Source organism: Limoniibacter endophyticus (genome assembly GCF_014652835.1).
Classification (GTDB): Bacteria; Pseudomonadota; Alphaproteobacteria; order Rhizobiales; family Rhizobiaceae; genus Limoniibacter; species Limoniibacter endophyticus.
Genome location: NZ_BMZO01000012.1, coordinates 1 through 17,765, shown reverse-complemented (window position 1 = coordinate 17,765; position 17,765 = coordinate 1). Strand labels below are relative to the sequence as shown.

The 17,765-nt window shown below is 54.5% G+C and carries 18 protein-coding genes and 1 tRNA gene; 8 read left to right on the top strand and 11 right to left on the bottom strand.

Annotation, left to right across the window (positions count from 1 at the left end):
- Positions 1-59 precede the first annotated feature (59 nt).
- The 4 genes from IE151_RS16390 to IE151_RS16375 all read right to left on the bottom strand — a co-directional run bounded on the left by IE151_RS16390 (position 60) and on the right by IE151_RS16375 (position 4,914).
- Entirely contained in the window at positions 60-2,219 is a 2,160-nt protein-coding gene (locus tag IE151_RS16390) for a PAS domain-containing hybrid sensor histidine kinase/response regulator (RefSeq protein ID WP_189492718.1), read from the bottom strand.
- A 205-nt stretch (positions 2,220-2,424) separates the two neighbouring features.
- Entirely contained in the window at positions 2,425-2,925 is a 501-nt protein-coding gene (gene lspA, locus IE151_RS16385; RefSeq protein ID WP_189492715.1) for a signal peptidase II, read from the bottom strand.
- Positions 2,918-3,775 (bottom strand): TrmH family RNA methyltransferase, encoded by an 858-nt coding sequence (locus tag IE151_RS16380; protein WP_189492712.1) that lies wholly within the window; start codon positions 3,773-3,775, stop codon positions 2,918-2,920. The genes lspA and IE151_RS16380 overlap by 8 nt, the downstream gene beginning before the upstream one ends.
- On the bottom strand, positions 3,772-4,914 hold the full coding sequence (locus IE151_RS16375; protein ID WP_189492710.1) for an RsmD family RNA methyltransferase: 1,143 nt from the start codon (positions 4,912-4,914) through the stop codon (positions 3,772-3,774). The genes IE151_RS16380 and IE151_RS16375 overlap by 4 nt, the downstream gene beginning before the upstream one ends.
- 158 nt (positions 4,915-5,072) lie before the next feature.
- On the opposite strand from IE151_RS16375, the gene IE151_RS16370 reads away from it, so the two are divergent.
- Positions 5,073-5,753 (top strand): HAD family hydrolase, encoded by a 681-nt coding sequence (locus IE151_RS16370; RefSeq protein ID WP_189492708.1) that lies wholly within the window; start codon positions 5,073-5,075, stop codon positions 5,751-5,753.
- 6 nt (positions 5,754-5,759) lie between these two features.
- Here the strand turns inward: IE151_RS16370 and IE151_RS16365 are convergent, their stop codons facing one another.
- The 3 genes from IE151_RS16365 to sppA are packed head-to-tail and all read right to left on the bottom strand — an operon-like array spanning position 5,760 to position 7,411.
- Positions 5,760-6,086: a LapA family protein gene (locus IE151_RS16365; RefSeq protein ID WP_308430539.1), complete on the bottom strand. Its 327-nt coding sequence runs from the start codon at positions 6,084-6,086 to the stop codon at positions 5,760-5,762.
- Positions 6,087-6,109: 23 nt separating this feature from the next.
- Positions 6,110-6,415 (bottom strand): integration host factor subunit beta, encoded by a 306-nt coding sequence (locus IE151_RS16360; protein WP_280517249.1) that lies wholly within the window; start codon positions 6,413-6,415, stop codon positions 6,110-6,112.
- A 24-nt stretch (positions 6,416-6,439) separates the two neighbouring features.
- On the bottom strand, positions 6,440-7,411 hold the full coding sequence (gene sppA / locus IE151_RS16355) for a signal peptide peptidase SppA (RefSeq protein ID WP_189492702.1): 972 nt from the start codon (positions 7,409-7,411) through the stop codon (positions 6,440-6,442).
- Between the two features lie 360 nt (positions 7,412-7,771).
- Between sppA and lptC the strand changes: the two genes are divergently transcribed.
- From lptC to lptB, 3 genes are read left to right on the top strand one after another with little or no spacing between them, the layout of a single operon-like run.
- The gene (lptC, locus tag IE151_RS16350) at positions 7,772-8,479 is read left to right on the top strand and encodes an LPS export ABC transporter periplasmic protein LptC (RefSeq protein WP_189492698.1); all 708 of its coding nucleotides are present in this window, start codon (positions 7,772-7,774) and stop codon (positions 8,477-8,479) included.
- The gene (lptA, locus tag IE151_RS16345; RefSeq protein WP_189492695.1) at positions 8,454-9,029 is read left to right on the top strand and encodes a lipopolysaccharide transport periplasmic protein LptA; all 576 of its coding nucleotides are present in this window, start codon (positions 8,454-8,456) and stop codon (positions 9,027-9,029) included. Before lptC ends, lptA begins: the two co-directional genes overlap by 26 nt.
- A 47-nt stretch (positions 9,030-9,076) precedes the next feature.
- On the top strand, positions 9,077-9,865 hold the full coding sequence (gene lptB / locus IE151_RS16340; protein ID WP_382344743.1) for an LPS export ABC transporter ATP-binding protein: 789 nt from the start codon (positions 9,077-9,079) through the stop codon (positions 9,863-9,865).
- Between the two features lie 70 nt (positions 9,866-9,935).
- On the opposite strand, the gene IE151_RS16335 is transcribed toward lptB, so the two are convergent.
- Complete coding sequence (locus IE151_RS16335; protein ID WP_189492693.1) at positions 9,936-10,115, bottom strand: hypothetical protein; 180 nt, start codon at positions 10,113-10,115, stop codon at positions 9,936-9,938.
- A 36-nt stretch (positions 10,116-10,151) separates the two neighbouring features.
- Positions 10,152-11,744 (bottom strand): isocitrate lyase, encoded by a 1,593-nt coding sequence (locus tag IE151_RS16330; RefSeq protein ID WP_189492690.1) that lies wholly within the window; start codon positions 11,742-11,744, stop codon positions 10,152-10,154.
- Between the two features lie 135 nt (positions 11,745-11,879).
- Between IE151_RS16330 and IE151_RS16325 the strand changes: the two genes are divergently transcribed.
- From IE151_RS16325 to ptsN, 4 genes are all read left to right on the top strand, one after another.
- The gene (locus tag IE151_RS16325; protein WP_189492688.1) at positions 11,880-13,256 is read left to right on the top strand and encodes a helix-turn-helix domain-containing protein; all 1,377 of its coding nucleotides are present in this window, start codon (positions 11,880-11,882) and stop codon (positions 13,254-13,256) included.
- A 152-nt stretch (positions 13,257-13,408) separates the two neighbouring features.
- Positions 13,409-14,740: an RNA polymerase factor sigma-54 gene (gene rpoN, locus IE151_RS16320; protein ID WP_189492685.1), complete on the top strand. Its 1,332-nt coding sequence runs from the start codon at positions 13,409-13,411 to the stop codon at positions 14,738-14,740.
- A gap of 177 nt (positions 14,741-14,917) precedes the next feature.
- The gene (gene hpf, locus IE151_RS16315; RefSeq protein WP_189492682.1) at positions 14,918-15,502 is read left to right on the top strand and encodes a ribosome hibernation-promoting factor, HPF/YfiA family; all 585 of its coding nucleotides are present in this window, start codon (positions 14,918-14,920) and stop codon (positions 15,500-15,502) included.
- A 235-nt stretch (positions 15,503-15,737) separates the two neighbouring features.
- Positions 15,738-16,199 carry a PTS IIA-like nitrogen regulatory protein PtsN gene (ptsN, locus tag IE151_RS16310; protein WP_189492679.1) on the top strand — a complete coding sequence of 154 codons (462 nt, stop codon included), beginning with the start codon at positions 15,738-15,740 and terminating at the stop codon, positions 16,197-16,199.
- Between the two features lie 251 nt (positions 16,200-16,450).
- Here ptsN and IE151_RS16305 read toward each other — a convergent pair whose 3' ends face one another.
- A complete protein-coding gene (locus IE151_RS16305) occupies positions 16,451-17,368 on the bottom strand; it encodes a hypothetical protein (protein ID WP_189492677.1) in 918 nt (305 codons plus the stop codon).
- 247 nt (positions 17,369-17,615) lie between these two features.
- A tRNA-Met gene (locus IE151_RS16300) sits at positions 17,616-17,692 on the bottom strand.
- Between the last annotated feature and the right edge of the window lie 73 nt (positions 17,693-17,765).

Below are 17,765 nucleotides of genomic sequence, written 5' to 3'. Positions count from 1 at the left end.
CAGGCCAAAAGGCGCGGATGCGTTCCGCGCCTTTATCTTAACGGCAGGAGCATGCCCCCTTACCCGGCAGCGAGCCGATCGATCTGCGCCAGCAAATCCGGCGGACTGATGGGTTTCAGCAAATAACCGGAAATTCCGAGAGCCGTCACCTTCTCCCTGGCTGCCTCCTGACCGTCAGCGGACAGAATGAGAATGGGTACGGGCGAGAAACCTTGTTTTTTCTCCAGCCCGCGTATTCTCGCTACCGTATCGGGACCGTCCAGAACAGGCATATGCATATCCATGAGGATCGCATCAAAGACGCCGCCTGGACCGTCAGCAGACAGAATATCGACAGCCTCCTTGCCATTGCGGCAATGGACGATTTCATGCCCAGCTTTCGACAAGGCGGCCTTTACGAGAAGAGCGTTAATGTCGTTGTCCTCGGCTAGCAGGATACGCAGCATGCGGCTTGCTTGGGAAAATGCCGGCTGATCGCCCGGCAGTGACGGACCATGCTCGCGTGCTGGCTGAGCAAGAAGACGTGCCAGTGTCTGGCTGCGGACCGGCCGGACGAGAAACGAGCCATAGCCCGCACGCCGGAGATCCCCCAAGTGCGCGCGCTCATCCGGCGTAATCATGACGATCGTTTGTGCGTCAATCCTCAGCCTGTTAGCCTTCTTCAGCCACGTAATGACGTCGGCGTGAAGATGCTCCACGGTGGAATCGGCGATAATAGTGTCAAAGATGCCTTCCGCGTCGAGGCTGACCTGCTCCGGTGTTTGTGCAACATGAACGTGACCGCCCCGTGCCTCGATAGCGGAAGCAAGGGTCTGCCCCTCGAGGAGGCTCGGATGCAGAATTAGAACTCTCCTGCCATATAGCTGCGCATAATCATGCTTCGCAGGACTTTCGATCACCTTGACGGGGAGTCGGGCAGTAAAACAGCTACCTTCTCCCAAACGACTTTCCACCAGGATAGAGCCGCCCAGCGCCTCCATGATCTCTCGACAGATGGACAGCCCCAAGCCCACTCCTTCATGTTTGCGAGTTGAGGAATTGTCTACCTGGCTAAATTCGTCGAAGATACGATCGAGATCGTCCGCCGCGATGCCATAACCGCTGTCGCGCACTTGCAAGCTCAGTTCCTGCTTGTCATCATCAAATGAGAGAATGACAGCGATGCCACCTGCGTCAGTGAATTTAAGCGCGTTGCTCACGAGGTTGACCAGGACCTGACGGAGACGTCCCGGATCCGATTCGATGACCGCAGGCACATCTGGCGCTATGAAATAACCCAGGCCAATATGTTTTTGATGGGCCTTGGAGGCAAGCAGCTCGATTACGCTCTCCACGACCTCGCCGATTGCCATGGTCTGTGCCTGGACGTGAAACTTGCCCGACTCGATCCGTGAAAAATCCAAAAGATCTTCGATGAGCGCCAGAAGCGCGGCGCCGGAGGTAGAAACTGCGTTCACATACGTCCTCTGCTCTGCAGAAAGTCGTGTTTCGGCAAGGAGGCTCGCCATGCCTATGATGCCGTTCATCGGCGTCCGAATTTCGTGACTTACCGTCGCGAGGAAGCGCGACTTTGCCTCATTCGCTAATTCGGCACGCTCCCGAGCAGACAGAAGTGCCAGATCGCTGCGACGCCGATCCGTTATATCGCGCGCAATGGCGCGATGAACCACCGTTTGTGCGAAAGAATCGAAACTGCTGCGCTCGTGCCATTCGAACCAACGCGCGCCCTGCACGGTGGAGATCGGAATTTCAAAACGGGTCTCATCCACACCCTCCGTGGCGCTCATCGACGTCGTTGTCGGTGGCAGCTCGATCCCAAGCTGCGCAAGCGTGAGGCCGCGGAGACTATCCCGGTGCAGAAGCGTTCCGAACGCGGGGCTTGTCATGACGATCTTGCCCTTGTCATCCCGCTGGATCAGCATGTCTCCGGTCGCGGCAACCAGTTCGCGTAGCCGTGTCAGTTCCTCAGCTTGCATATCGAGGCGCAACCGCCATCTATGGCGCTCGGCTTCGATGAGACAGTTGACGCGAGCAAGTTCGGACGCGGAAGCGTTCGCCTTGTCTCTCAGAGAATAACCCAGGTACAAGAGAAGAGCGGAGGGCGCTAACGACAGCGCGAAGGCGGGGCCGCTTAATCCTGCAAAGATAAATGCGAAGGACATGGCGAGCAAAACCGCGCCGGCCACAAAGCACAGCACGGCCGCCTCTTGCGACGGCATCAGGGATCGCAGATAGACCAGCTCCGCAGAAAGAGAGCGGAGTGGAAGGGAAGGAGGGCCTCGTTCCGCATCAGCACCTGGACCAGATCTTCCAATAGAGCTGAAGAGAGACCGGATGAGGCCGTTCTGTCGTTGGGTTCTTGCTGCCATAAGCGCTACAATGACAGAAAGCCCTTATGTAACGATATTCGAGAGCACTAAAATTTTATCGATCTGCTTTTTTGTTTCGGCGCAATTGAAGCAATTCGTCAAGAACGATCAATGCTGCGCCTACACTGATGAACGCATCGGCCAGATTGAACACGGCAAAGGACCATCCTGGCGTATGGAAGAGGAAATAATCGACGACGTGGCCGAGTAGAGCGCGGTCAATCACATTACCGACGGCTCCGCCGACAACGAGCGCAAAACCAAGACGGGCAATCTTCTGCCTCGGATCGGACTTGTAGAACAGATAAAGGACGAAGGCGATCACCACGAGCGAAAGAAGCACCAAGCCACGATCATCGATGAAAGAGAGCATGGAGAAAGCTACGCCCGTGTTGAACGTGCGATAAAGTGCAAAAAAGGGAAGGAGATCGATTTGCTGGTAGAGTTCCATGTGCATGGTAACCAGCATTTTGAGCCATTGGTCCACGGCAACGGTCGCAACTACCGTAAAAAGCAGCCATAACCAGGCGCGTATGCCAGTCTTTGCCTCAGGCATGGTAGCCTCCGTCCGGCAAGACCGAGCGACGAATCTCATAGAGCATTACGCCCGTAGCGACCGCAAGGTTAAGCGAATCCGCGCGCCCCTCCTGCGGAATGCGAACCAGCTTTTCACAGCCATTAGCAAGCGGATCGGGCAGCCCTTGCTGCTCATTACCCATAAGGAGAATGACAGGTCTCCCGGAATAATCGACCGAGCGATAATCAACCGATCCCCGAAGATGTGTTCCCACCACGAGGGCATTAATCTTTTCGCGCCAGAAGAGAAATTCGCCGGCAGACGATTTCAGAAGCGGCACGGCAAAAATGGAGCCCATTGTTGCACGCACGGTTTCCAGCGAAAACGGATCAACCGTATCGCCAACCAGTATGACCCCCTTTGCCCCTACAGCATCGGCCGTGCGAATGACCGTTCCGAGGTTGCCTGGATCACGCACACGATCGAGCGCGATGTAGACGTCCGTCCCCGCAGGTTTCAGCTTGTCGAGGGGTAGCATCGTTTGCTTGAAAATACCGACGACCATCTGCGGATTATCGCGTCTTGTAATTGCACCCAGCACCTTTTCCGACACTTCCAGCACATCTGCGCCGCTAGCCACGGCACGCGCCGCTGTTTTCTCGATCAAAGGATTACCGCGTGCGCTTTTCGCGAAGATCAACGTCGTCATCGACCAGCCCAGTTCCAGGGCGTCGATCACGAGCTTTAGACCTTCGGCCATGAAGGCTTTTTGCTCATCGCGATGTTTTTTAAGTTGTAGCGCCTTGATATCCTTGACAATCGGATTGCTCAGGCTGGTAACTTCCTTGACGCGGCCCGGACCTTGCAGTCTTTTTTCACGGTCGTTCATGCGTTGATCCATCGGGAAAAGAGAGAGGTGGAAAGCGCGCGACCGGCTGACTTCTCACGGATAACCAACTCGCCAGACTCGATGCGGCCACCCATACCCGCGAAAGAATCGCGCAGGAGCGCGTGAATTGCGAAGAAAGAAGCCCGGATTGAATAAGCCGTCAGCACTACGGAAAGCGCGTCGGGTGAGGTCAGTTGACGCGCAAGATGACAAAGCGCCGGCAAATCCTCGAACAATTGCCAAACTTCACCCTTTGGTCCTCGACCATATGCCGGTGGGTCCAGCAGCAGAATGTCGTAGCTGTTGCCACGACGAACCTCGCGCTCGAGAAATTTCATGGCGTCTTCGCAAATCCAACGGATAGGCTTATCAGCAAGGCCCGCCATTTCCTGATTCTCACGCGCCCAGCCGATCGCGCGCTTCGAGGCGTCCACATGGGTGACGTGGGCACCCGCCTGTGCGGCAACGAGCGACGCAACGCCTGTATAGCCGAAGAGATTGAGAACGCGAACCTCTGAACCCTTACGACCTTTCAGACGATCTCTGATCTGCTCGGACATGAAGCGCCAGTGCGGTGCCTGTTCCGGAAAAACGCCGACATGCCGAAACGAAGTGAAGCGACCGAGATAATCGATTTCATCATGCTTCATCGGCCAAGTTTCGCCGAGCGGCTCATGCGGGAAGCGCCAGCGGCCCATGCCTTCTTCATCCGTATCGCCCGTAAAGATAGCGTCGGCCTTCTCCCACTCTGTGTCATTAAGAGCCGGTTGCCACAATGCCTGGCCTTCCGGACGCATGATGCGAATGTGGCCGTACTGCTCGAGCTTGCGCCCATTGCCGCTGTCGAGCAATGCATAATTTTCTTCCGGCATAACTTCCAGAATGACTGGAAGACGCTCTTCGGGCAAAGGCGCGTCGGAGCGCGGAGGTAAAAGTTCCCGCTTGGCCGCTGCTTCTGATGACCCACCTTCGTTCGGATGAACTACGCTTGTGGAAACCTTCTGGGCAGGGCGGTCGAGCTTCGTCCTCGCGCCCTTGACGCGCACGGCATATTCACGCGGCACAGATGCCGGTCTGGCAACGCGCGGCGTTCCTTGATCCTTGCGCCCAGCGCCATTGCGTTTGCGATCCTTCGCCACTTCTGCTCTTTCAGTAAACTTGTTTCAAGGCGGCTTTTGCCACAGCTTGCCTCATGGTGGCAACCAAACGCTTTTTTTGTCCATTTTCCATCTTGGCTTGATTTCACGAAGCCGAACAGACAAACCCTCAGACATCGAAATTGGTATCCCGGGGGTGAATGATGGATCTCGTAATTTTTGACTGCGACGGCGTTCTGGTCAACAGCGAGGAAATCTATCTCGCTTGCGAGCTGGCGCAACTCCGAACAATCGGAGTGACGATCGAGCGCAGCCTCTATGTCGCGACTTATATGGGCCTTTCTTACCCGGAATGGCAAAAGCGCATCGAGAAACTCATCTTCGATTGCACCGGGAAACCGGCCGATCCGATGTTCTTTGAAGGCCTTCATCAAGTCGTAGCGGCTATGATCGAGACCAAACTGACTGCCATGGCCAATGCGAACGACGTGATCTCGCAGATCAAAAAGAAAGTTTGCGTAGCATCCAACAGCGGCACAGAGCGCCTGCATTGGAAGCTCGCTCATACTGGTCTTGCTCCACTGTTCGGCGAGGCGGTCTTCTCCGCACAAATGGTCCAGCACGGAAAACCCGCGCCTGATCTCTTCCTGCATGCGGCTCATACGTTAGGCGCAGAGCCATCACGATGCGTGGTCATCGAAGATAGCATCAACGGCATGCGTGGCGCGAAAGCGGCAGGAATGACGGTTATCGGTTTTGCTGGAGGAGGTCACTGTGGTGCGGAGCATTACGATACATTGGCGAAGAACGGCGCAGATTACGTCGTGCGCACCTTCATCGAACTTCCGCCACTTCTAAAAAAGCTAAACGCTTTCGAGTGAAGGCTATCAGGGGCGAAGCGCTGGAACACTCTGTTGGCCTTGCGCCTTAGCGGCATGACGAAGAGACTGCGCTTCGCGGTCGCGCTCCCGTGCAAGCTTGCGATATCGACTCTGCCGCGACCAAGTAATCATGCTGCCAGCCAGCAGGCCGAGCGCGAAGGCCACGAAAAGAAGCAGGAACAGCGGCAATTGGATGCTTAATGCTGGATTGCCGGGATTGAAAGGATCGAAGGTGAGCAAGGTCGGCGCGCGATTCGCAACGGAAAACGCGATCAGAAGCGCCGCCATCGGTACGATGATGAGAACGACCACCAGCCGATTGATCATACCCATGTCCTTTCAGAAATATTGACGGCCTATTCGTCGTCCATATTCAGGCGCTCGCGCAGTTCCTTGCCGGTCTTGAAAAACGGAACCCATTTCTCATCGACCTCAACGGCATCACCCGTCCGAGGGTTCCGGCCCGTTCTGGCAGGACGATTCTTGACGGAAAAGGCGCCAAAGCCCCGAAGCTCCACGCGATTTCCGTCTGCCAACGCATCGGAAATTTCATTCAAAACAGCATTAACGATGGCCTCGACGTCGCGCGTCGCGAGATGCGGATTGCGCTCGGCGATGATATGGACCAGCTCCGACTTGATCATGAACGTTGCATCCTGAATGCGGAAATATGCGCTTGAAAAAAGCTAACGGACACTCTTTCCCCCGAAAGAAGCGTCAGGGTGCCAGACCGATACCATGCCGTCAAGGACGAAGCGATCAAGACCCATTTGCTTCAAAATCGCTCCAAGAGCCTGCGGATTGAGGCTGGCTTGCGCAAAAGGCGCCAATGATAGCGGTAGACTACTCTCCTTCGGCTTCCACTCTATGACTTGAAGGGTTTCATCAACCCCTTTGGAGTGCAGCCACGCAATCGCTTCCCGCTCTCCACCGAGTTGATCGACAAGCTTGTTGGTGAGCGCCTGGCGACCGGTAAAGACGGCACCGTTTGCAAGAGGAAGCACTTCTTCACGCGTCAATGGCCGGCGTGACGCGACAAGGTCAACGAACCAGTCGTAGCTGTCCATGATCATGGCCCGCATCATCGCTCGCTCGTCATCGGTCGTTGGCGTAAAGGGGTTAGGTTCAGCCTTAAGTGGTGAAGATTTTATGGCTTCCCAGCGAATGCCCAATTTTGCCATCAACTCTGAAACGTCTGGAAACTGAGCCAATACGCCGATCGAACCGACAATCGAGGTCTCGCGCGAGACGATGTGATCAGCCGCGCTAGCGATCATATACCCAGCAGAGGCTGCGAGCGTTCCGAGTTGTGCTACAACCGGTTTCCTCTCGGCGACGGTACGCAATTCGCCGAAAATTGCTTCACCTCCGACAGTTGTGCCACCGGGAGAATCGATAACGACTATCAGGCCTTTGACGGTATCTGATTTGGCGATCTTTCCTAGTCGCTCAATCAAATCCTCATCTTCAAGGATTGTGCCTTCGATACGTATCTTCGCGATGTGAGGGAGAGCAGTCCCGGCGTCTTTGAACAAGCCAAAGGACGACGCAACGAAAACACCCATAAATGCAATGACAAATAGAGTGATGATCCGCCAGAAGCTCAGCTTGCGCCGCAGGCGGCTGCGATCAATCATCTCCTCGACTTGAAATGCCATCGCGCTTCGACCCTTCCAGACCCATATCTTTTCATCGAGCGTTTTCCTACATGACTTTTACGATCAGTAGAAGCGACAAGGGAAAAACAGGTATATATTCCCTTTCAAGTCGGACTGTTACGAAAATTTCGTTGCCTTCTTTCGCAAAGGACATCAAAGCACCATATACCGGGCACCGTACGGCCTTTCTTAAAGCGCATGGATTCTCGCCAGGATCAGGCCGACAGACCGATCTATTTCAAAAGCCGAAAGAGCAGGCTGCATACTAGGATATTCCGGGCGTCGCAAATCGTCTGCCCTATGTGAAGCCGCCTTTCCACCGATGAGGACCTGGCACGTTTGGCTGGAACAAAGAAACAAATGACTGGCGACGGGATCGTCATTGAACGCAATCGCGATTTCGCGAAGGCGCAAAGTCATTCGCGCCGCGTTCAACGCCTCAAGATCATTCTGCCGGCGCTCGCCGTCCTCCTGGGCGGCACCTTCCTGGCCTATACTTATGCCGTGACGCCAGACGCACCCCAGACGGTCAATGTTGTCGACAGCGCAACGTCGGATGGAAAGCTTGTAATGGCTAATCCGACGCTCAATGGTTTCACGCAGGAAAATCTGCCCTATCTTCTGACGGCAGCCAGAGCAATTCAAGATCCGGCAGCACTCGACATTATTACGCTGGAAGATGTTAATGCGCGCATTCCGATGGACGCAGACGTTTCTGCCCGAATTACAGCGGCAAAAGGCATCTTCAACCGGACTGAGAATTCTCTTACCGTTCCCTCGCCCATCATTGTCGAGACAAGCGATGGAAAGCGTGCCGAATTGCAGGATGCTTCTATTGATATTCGCGGCGGTGCTCTTAGCACCAGCAGCCCCGTCGCGATCTCCATGGAGGGAGCAAACCTAACGGCAAACTCCATGCAAATAAGCGAAAACGGCAAGATCATCCTCTTCGAAAATAGCGTACGGTTGCGTATTGATTCAAAATCGGCCAATCAACAAAAGACAAATCGACAGGATGAGCCGGCCCAGGGGACGATGGTAGATGCAAAAGACACTGTTTTGGAATAAGCACTCTGCCGCTCTGTTCGGCCTTCTCTTGATCCTGAGCACCGGAACTATGGCGTATGCCCAGCAATCCCGTTCAGGGCTTGCCGACCTCAACCTGTCAGGCGACCAGCCCATCGAAATCGAAAGCGATCGGCTCGAAGTACGTGATGCAGAACGTGTGGCCGTGTTCTCCGGCAATGTCCAGGCGACGCAGGGACCAACGGTCATGCGCGCGGGTCGCATGGTAGTGCATTACCGGACGGAAGGCGCTGACGCCAGCACCTCGTCTCAGGGCGGTAATATAGAACGGCTGGAAGTCGAACAGAAGGTCTACGTGAAATCGGAGAACCGTGTTGCCACGGGTGACAGGGCTACATTCGACATGGCAACCGAGGTGCTCATAATGACGGGCGAAAAGGTTGTTCTCTCAGAGGGCGACAATGTTCTGACTGGCTGCAAGCTCACGATCCAGATGAACTCCGGCAAAGCCGACCTGGAAGGGTGCAAGTCGCAGCAGAGCGGTTCGGGCCGCGTACGTATGCTTCTTCAACCGGGCAGCCAGAATCAGTGATCAAAACGCTTCTTTCCAAAAGACGTGCGGCTGTGAAGTCGGAGGACGTGCCTGATAAAAGGCCCCCTGCCAACATCGCTGCGCCGAACCTCATTCTTGACAAAAGTCAGCTCAAGGGCACGTTGATCGCCCGCGGGTTGACGAAGAGCTACAAGAATCGCCAGGTCGTGAGCGGCGTTTCGCTCGGTGTGCGCGCCGGCGAAGCTGTGGGCTTGCTTGGTCCGAATGGCGCCGGCAAGACTACGTGTTTCTACATGGTGACCGGACTTGTTCCCGTCGATCAAGGCGTAATCGAAGTCGATGGCTTCGATGTCACGAACATGCCAATGTATCGACGCGCGCGCCTGGGCATCGGCTATCTTCCACAAGAGGCCTCCATCTTTCGCGGCTTGACCGTTGAAGACAATATCAAGGCAGTCCTTGAAGTCGTCGAGAAAAGCTCGAAGGAGCGCACGAAGCAGCTCGACGCATTGCTGGAAGAATTCCACATAGTGCACCTGCGCAAGTCGCCGGCAATCGCTTTGTCGGGTGGCGAACGCCGCCGTCTCGAAATTGCCCGTGCGCTTGCCAGCCGACCGAACTACATGCTGCTCGATGAACCATTCGCAGGCATCGACCCAATTGCAGTTGCAGATATTCAGCAGCTTGTGCGCCATCTGACGGCGCGCGGCATTGGTGTCCTGATCACCGATCACAATGTCCGCGAGACGCTTGGTCTGATTGACCGTGCCTATATTATTCACGCTGGCCAGGTACTGACACACGGCTTGCCGGATGAGATCGTCCAGAACCCGGATGTCCGCCGCCTCTACCTCGGCGAAAGCTTTAGTCTCTGATCCTTTCGGACGAATAGACCAAGGCCCGTCGAAGATCATTCGACGAGCCTTGGAATTTCCATGCCCTGCCTCAGGCCAAGCGCCCCAAACGGTGGTAGAGATGGGAATATTTGGTTGCTTCCGGAGTGTCGCGAATATCCTGAAGATAGTGCGCAATCGCGGTGCGGATCAGTTCGGAATCTTCTTGAGAAAAGACTGCGCGCGACCGGCTTGGTTGTGGCATTTCATTCGTTTGCGTTTCGGTATACATCGTATCCTCCTATCGGATGCATTGTTCATTGTCGTTTCAAGCGGCAAACTGATTCATCGTGTTATGAGCACCTCCCGCTTTGAGCGCGGCTTCGCCTGCAAAATACTCCTTGTGATCGTCGCCAATGTCCGAACCAGCCATGTTCTGGTGCTTGACACACGCGATCCCTTCGCGGATTTCCTTGCGTTGAACGCCTGCAACATAGCCAAGCATGCCCGCTTCGCCGAAATACTCTTTCGCCAGATTGTCGGTGGACAGGGCAGCCGTGTGATAGGTTGGCAAGGTGATCAGGTGATGGAAGATTCCTGCCCGCTTCGCTGCATCCTGCTGGAAGGTACGGATACGTTCGTCAGCTTCACGACCTAACTCCGTATCATCGTAATCGGCGCTCATGAGCTTGCTGCGGTCATAGACTGTCATGTCTCGCCCGCTCTTCCCCCACTCATCGAACACCTGCTGACGGAAATTCAGCGTCCAGTTAAAGGACGGAGAATTATTATAAACCAGCTTCGCATTGGGAATTTTCTCCCGGATACGATCGACCATGCTGGCAATCTGTTCGATATGAGGCTTCTCCGTCTCTATCCAAAGCAGGTCGGCGCCATTATTCAGCGCATTGATACAGTCCAGCACACAGCGATCAGCGCCCGTTCCCTCGCGAAACTGGAAAAGATTAGAGCGCAAACGTTTCGGACGAAGAATTTTACCATCGCGCCGAACCAACACGTCGTTATGGCGGATAGTGCCCTCGGAAACCTCCTCGCACTCGAGGTAGGAATTGTACAGATCGCCAATATCGCCCGATTTTTCGCTATAGGCGATCTGCTTGGTAAGACCCGCACCGAGCGAATCCGTCCGCGCCACTATAATACCCTCTTCGACCCCCAGCTCTAGAAACGCGTAACGAATCGCGCGAATCTTCGCGATGAACTCGTCGTGCGGTACAGTGACCTTGCCATCCTGGTGTCCGCACTGCTTCTCATCAGAAACCTGATTCTCGATCTGGAGGGCGCACGCTCCTGCCTCGATCATTTTCTTTGCCAGCAGATAGGTCGCCTCAGCATTACCGAAGCCTGCGTCGATGTCGGCAATAATAGGCACGACATGGGTCTGAAATTTATCAACTGTCTGCAAAAGTTGCCGCTCTCGAACCGAGTCACCTGCTTCTCGCGCCCTGTCAACTTCCCGAAACAACAAACCAAGTTCGCGTGCATCCGTCTGGCGCAGGAACGTGTAAAGCTCTTCGATCAGGGCGGGGACGCTGGTCTTTTCATGCATTGACTGATCCGGCAGCGGACCGAACTGCGAACGCAAAGCAGCGACCATCCAACCCGACAGATACAAATAACGCCGGTCGGTCGACCCAAAGTGCTTCTTGATGGCGATCATCTTCTGCTGGCCGATAAAGCCATGCCAGCAGCCGAGCGATTGCGTGTAAAGAGACGAGTCCCCATCATAGGCTCGCATGTCACGACGCATGATTGCGGCCGTGTAGCGCGCAATATCCAGGCCGGTGCGAAACCGATTCTGCAATTGCATACGGGCTACGGCTTCGCTGTCGATCCCTGTCCAGTTGTCCCGGCCTGCAATTATTTCCTGTGCTGAATTTATGCGTTCTTGATAGGCCATGGTTTCCTCCGGTTCCTGCTTCAGAGGAGGCTAGCAGCGCTGCGAATTGACTTGGAGGGCGATCCGTGTCCATCTGTAAAACTTTACAACGATAGAATGTAAAGTTGTAAGGACGTGGAAAAGCAGGGTGTTTATATGGGACCCCGGTTGCGACGTCTAAGACGCGACCTCGGACTGACCCAAGCTGACATGGCGGAGGATCTTCAGATTTCCTCCTCCTATATTGCTTTAATGGAGCGCAATCAGCGTCCCGTGACTGCGGAGGTCTTGCTGCGCCTCGCCAGGACCTATCGTCTGGATATGGCAGAATTTGCCCAAGACACGATGTCAGAACAGATCGCGCGCCTCCAAAGCATCATGAAGGATCCGATCTTCGGCGACATAGATTTCCTCCCTCTGGAGATAACGGATAGCGTTGGCAACTCCCCTGGCCTGAGTGAGGCTTTGCTAAGGCTTTACACGGCGTATCGCGAGGAACAACTCGCTTTGGCCGACCATCGCAGCCGCCAAGGCGGCAGTGCAGGCGATGATGATCACGACCCGGTCGCAGCAGTACGCAATTTTCTCTCCGCACGGCTGAACTGTTTTCCTGTTCTCGACACAGTTGCCGAGCGGCTGGTCGTCAAAATGGCGGAGATAGGCAGTATGCGCGCTTATCTCCAGGAGCAACATGGCATACGTATCCGTCGATTGCCGTCAAACATCATGCATGGCATGCGCCGCCGATTTGATCGGCACCGACATGAAATCTTGCTCGATGACAGGCTCGACCACTCCAGCACTAACTTCCAGCTCGCCCAGCAACTGTCATATCTCGAATTCGAGCGTGAAATCGTCTCGATCGTCGAAGAGGCGCGCTTTGGATCGGAAAATGCGAGGCGCCTAGCGCACCGCGCGCTAGGCGCCTATTGCGCAGCGGCTATTCTCATGCCGTACACGCCGTTCGTGAAAGCGGTTGATCAGAAAAAATACGACATTGAAGCTCTGTCACGACAATTCGATACGAGCTTCGAACAGACCGCCCATCGATTGACGACACTACAGAAGCCCGGCCAGGAAAGGATCCCATTCTTTTTCTTGCGTGTGGATGTGGCTGGGAATGTTTCCAAACGACTGAACAGCGCCAATTTCCCATTCGCACGTCATGGAGGCGGCTGCCCGCTCTGGACGGTGCATCAGGTTTTCACATCGCCCATGCGCGTAGTGACACAATGGCTGGAGCTGCCTGACGGTCAGCGCTTCTTTTCCGTCGCGCGAACCGTCAACTCAGAGGGAGGTGCGTTTGGATCGCCCCGCATAGAGCGCGCGATCGCACTCGTCTGCGAGGCACGCCATGCCGAACGCCTAATCTATCACGCCGCAAATCAGTCACCAGCAACACCTATCGGCATAGCTTGTCGCCTCTGCCAACGTACGGATTGCGTGGCGCGCGCCGAGCCACCCATAGGACGACAGATCCTCTCCGACGATTATCGTCGTACGGAAGCACCGTTTGGCTTTTCGGATAGCTGATGGATAAATGATTTCCTTGACAAGCAAGGAATGGGCCAGTTTGATAAACCATCCGCTAATCGCTGAATATTTCCGCGAGAAGGAATACCCGCAATGCCGTTCGTCTACAGCCGAGCGGCTGATTCACGTGTGCCACCCGCAGGCTGAAAATCATGGCTCTGAATACGAGATTGCAGCTGAAGCAGGCTCAGAGCCTGTCCTTGACGCCGCAATTGCTTCAGTCCATCCGGTTATTGCAGATGACCCGACAGGAGCTAGAGCAGTTTCTTTCGGGAGAAGCGGAGAAGAACCCGTTTCTCGAGGTCAAGCTTGACAGCTCCCGTGACGTGAATTTTCGACAGGCAGCGTCCGGATCTGGGGAGGGGTTCGATTTCACGCAGGTTCCCGAAAGCAGGAGTCTTCGCCAGCATGTCCGTGAACAAATTGCGCTTACTTTCCCCGACAAGCGCCGATTGGCGATCGCCTTCGCTCTTGCCGACAATCTCGATGATGATGGATATCTACGCTTCGACAAAAAGGCATTCTGCACTGAAATGGGCTTTGCTGCTGATGAAGTCGACCGCGTATGGGCGACATGCAAAGGATTTGACCCCGCAGGTATCTTTGCCAGCGATCTTAGGGAATGCCTGTCCTTGCAACTTCTTGCTGCGCGCCGCCTGACACCTGCCTTCCAGCTACTTCTGGCACGCCTGGACCTTCTCGCACAGCGGGACTATGGCAAGATAGCAAGGCTTTGCGGCGTCGGCTCCGCGCAGCTGGCCGATATGGTAAAGATAATCCGAAGTTTGTCACCCAGACCCGGCCACGCCTTCTCACAGGATAATGCGATCCCGGTGATCCCTGACGTGATCGTCTCACGCTCACAAGAAGGCGACTGGCGCGTGGAAATCGAAGACTCCGCCCTTCCGCGCGTCCTGCTCGATCGATCCTATGCCCGACGCGTTTCGCGCAACATGAACAGCGTGGAGAAACAATTTGTCGCCGACTGCCTGCAGAACGGCAGCTGGTTGTCCAGAAGTCTGGATCAACGAATGCGCACGATCCTGGCCGTCGCCACCGAGATTGTGCGGCAACAGCAGCGCTTTTTCGACCTGGGCGTTAGTGGCTTGCGTCCACTCAACCTTAAAGTCGTTGCGGAAGCCATTGGCATGCATGAATCGACTGTCTCTCGCGTAACCTCCAACAAATACATGATGACTCCGCGGGGACTTTTTGAGCTCCGGTACTTTTTTACCGGAGCCGTCAACGGCACAGACGGGGCAGATGCGCACGCGGCTCAATCCGTCCGCGATCAAATTCGACGACTGATAGACCAGGAAAGCCCGGACCACATTCTGTCCGACGATATGTTGGTCGACGCTCTTAAAAAGGAAGGGGTCGACATCGCCCGCAGAACGGTCGCCAAATACCGCGAAGCCATGGACATTCCCTCCTCCGTACAGCGCAGACGCGAAAAGCGACTAAACCGCACGCTAAACGGATGAAGCAGCAAAGTCCGACTTCCTGAGCCAAATAAGCTCCGCCGCGCAAGGCGGGGCAAAAAAATCGCTGGCAACCAAGCCCAAACAGGCGGATTATGGTTTGGCAGTCACCTTCGTGAAGCAAAATCGGCGGAGCGGAGACGTGGCTTTTGAAGATGTTGGCAATAGGAAAGGTCGATTATGAACCTGCGTGTTTCTGGCAAGCACATGGATATTGGCGCCGCCTTCCGTGAACGCATCGAAGGACGAATTGGAGAAGCGATCGACAAATATTTCGACGGCGGTTTCTCCGGACAAGTAACAGTGGCGAAAACTGGCACTCGTTTCACGGCCGACTGTCTCGTGCACCTGGATTCAGGTGTCGCGCTGCAGACTTCCGGCCAGGCTCAGGAACCCACCGCGGCATTCGATGATGCAGCTGAGCGGTTCGAGAAGCGCTTGAGGCGTTACAAGCGTCGCCTGAAGTCCCATCAAGGAAACGGGAATGGTCAGGATGCTGTTGACATTTCCTACACCGTTATGTCCGGCTTTGACGAAGACGACGAAGAAATACCTGATGATTATGCTCCGACCGTCGTCGCGGAACAGACTCTGGCGCTGCGGACCCTGAGTGTGGCGCAAGCCGTCATCGAGCTCGATCTGCAAGGAGGGGCTGTTCTCGTCTTCAACAACGCCGGCACCGGCGCTATAAACATCGTCTATCGGCGCAATGACGGGAATATTGGCTGGATCGATCCTTCAAACGCCGCAAAGAAACCCAACTGAACAAGGTCTCGGAACCCCAATGACGGCATCGTGTTCGGCTATTGATTTTCTTGCGGAGCCGACCTGCATCACCTTTACTTGTAGCGGTGATTTGATCTAGGCAGTGCAAGATGTGTTGTGGATCGGGCGACAAGAGACGAAAGCGGCTCGAAATAGCGGCCGCTTTCGTTTATGGGTACGATAATCAGCCTTGAAACGGCTGTGAAATGCCGGACGGATTGAAGGGCGCAATGACATGTATCTGAGTGATCTGATTACAGAATCGGCCATCTTGCCGGCGCTCAAGGTCAATTCGAAAAAGCAGCTTCTGCAAGTAATTTCCGAGAAGGCAGCCGAGATCTCTGGTGTACCGGAACGCCAGATATTCGAGGTTATCCTTCAACGCGAACGCCTCGGCTCGACCGGCGTCGGGAATGGTATCGCCATTCCGCACGGAAAGCTTCCGGGGGTCAACAGGATCATAGGTGTCTTCGCGCGACTGGAGACGCCGGTGGATTTCGAAGCCATCGACGAACAGCCGGTTGATCTCGTATTTCTCTTGCTCGCGCCGGAAGGCGCTGGGGCCGATCATCTCAAGGCCCTTTCGCGCATTGCCCGCGCCATGCGCGACGCAAATGTGGCGTCCAAGATCCGTGGGTCAAGCGATGCGGCGGCAATCCATGCCTTCTTGTCGGATGCCCAGGCAAACGCCGCATAGACACCCTCTTACCGGCAAACCGACGGCCCCGGATAAGGAAGGGCAAGGAGTGGCAACGGGCCTCTATCTGCCGCACGAGAACATCGCTCCACCAACACGGCCGATAGAAGCTCTTTTAATTAGGAATAGACAGCCCCTGGATATCTCGAATATCTAGCTCAGAGCATTGTTGAGGACGCCGGGCGGTGCTGGTTCGAGATGAAAGCACCAGATGAATACGCCCCAACGCGCCAGCGACAAAGCTGGAGGCATTAGGAGTTCTCCAAGAAGCTCCAATATTCTGACCGCCCCTCATCCGCCCACCAGCATCTGTAATGCTTGTAACGCACTAAGCTGCCGGCGCGAAATCGCACCAGGTTTTCAGGTTTGCACACGTCTCCTTGATACGTCACGGCGACAAGATTCGCTCGCCGTTTTCTGACCCAGGGCAACTTGCTTTTTAAAGCACTTAGCGTAGCCGACAAGCTCATATATTCGTCCGTATACTTGACAGCCAGACGATTGCTGAGCACCCTTACATGCTTCCTGGCAGCGTAACTAATGTAGCGGTCGTCACCGCCAAAATGTTTCGCTTGAGCCGAACTACCGCCATTATTTCGTTCAGCGGAACAGGAGAATTCCTCCCGAAATTGCTCCGCTATGAAACCCATCTGTTTCGGATAGAACCCAATAACGGATGAGTTGGCAAAATAGTACATTTTTGGGAACAGCCAACTTACCAATGTTTTACAACGCCAGTGCGGAACAAGATGATTCGGCAGCATATAAATGCCCGGCCTTTTTCTGACTTGCTGTGCAATCAAGGCAACGTCACCAATAATCATTGTGTCCAAATCAAAGAAAATGGTAACCTTGTCTGGATCCAACTTGATACAGTCGAAAATCGAGAGTTTCGCTCGACAACCCACCCGAAGCATTTCGAAAGACGTACCGAGCGTAGAGAACGAAGCAATCTCTATTCCTGCGTCGAATTTCCTGTCTTGCCGATCGCTTAAACAAATAAACCGGAATTCCTCCGTTGTTTTACAGGTGATTTGGCGATAAATTTTGTTAACATAATTATCGTTGTATTTCTGCCCCCAGATGGCGCAAACTATCTGAATCAAAGTAATATCCATATAATAGTAAAAAATAATCAATAAATACATTAATATACAAATATCATTCATATATTATTTTTTTCACAAAATTTTCTACCGAATAAATTATGGCAAGAGAAGGCTAAACAAGACCCATCTTGTCCCCATTTTATGAGCGCCCACGACCTCTGGAAAATTGGGCTAATTGAGCAAATGGCTCGAACCTGTCGCACGGCAGCAAGGGTGCCGATTTGGCGATAGGAGCGCACGGCTCCAGAACGACAAAAGCCCCGGCGCTGTTGCGTCCGGGGCTTTTATTTGTATTCATCAGGTGTTTTGGTTGCGGGGGCAGGATTTGAACCTGCGGCCTTCAGGTTATGAGCCTGACGAGCTACCGGGCTGCTCCACCCCGCGTTATATTCTGTTTTTTTTTGCAGCTTGCTGGTTTTACTGACCGGCCTTGCCTGGCCTTGAGACCGTTTTTTGC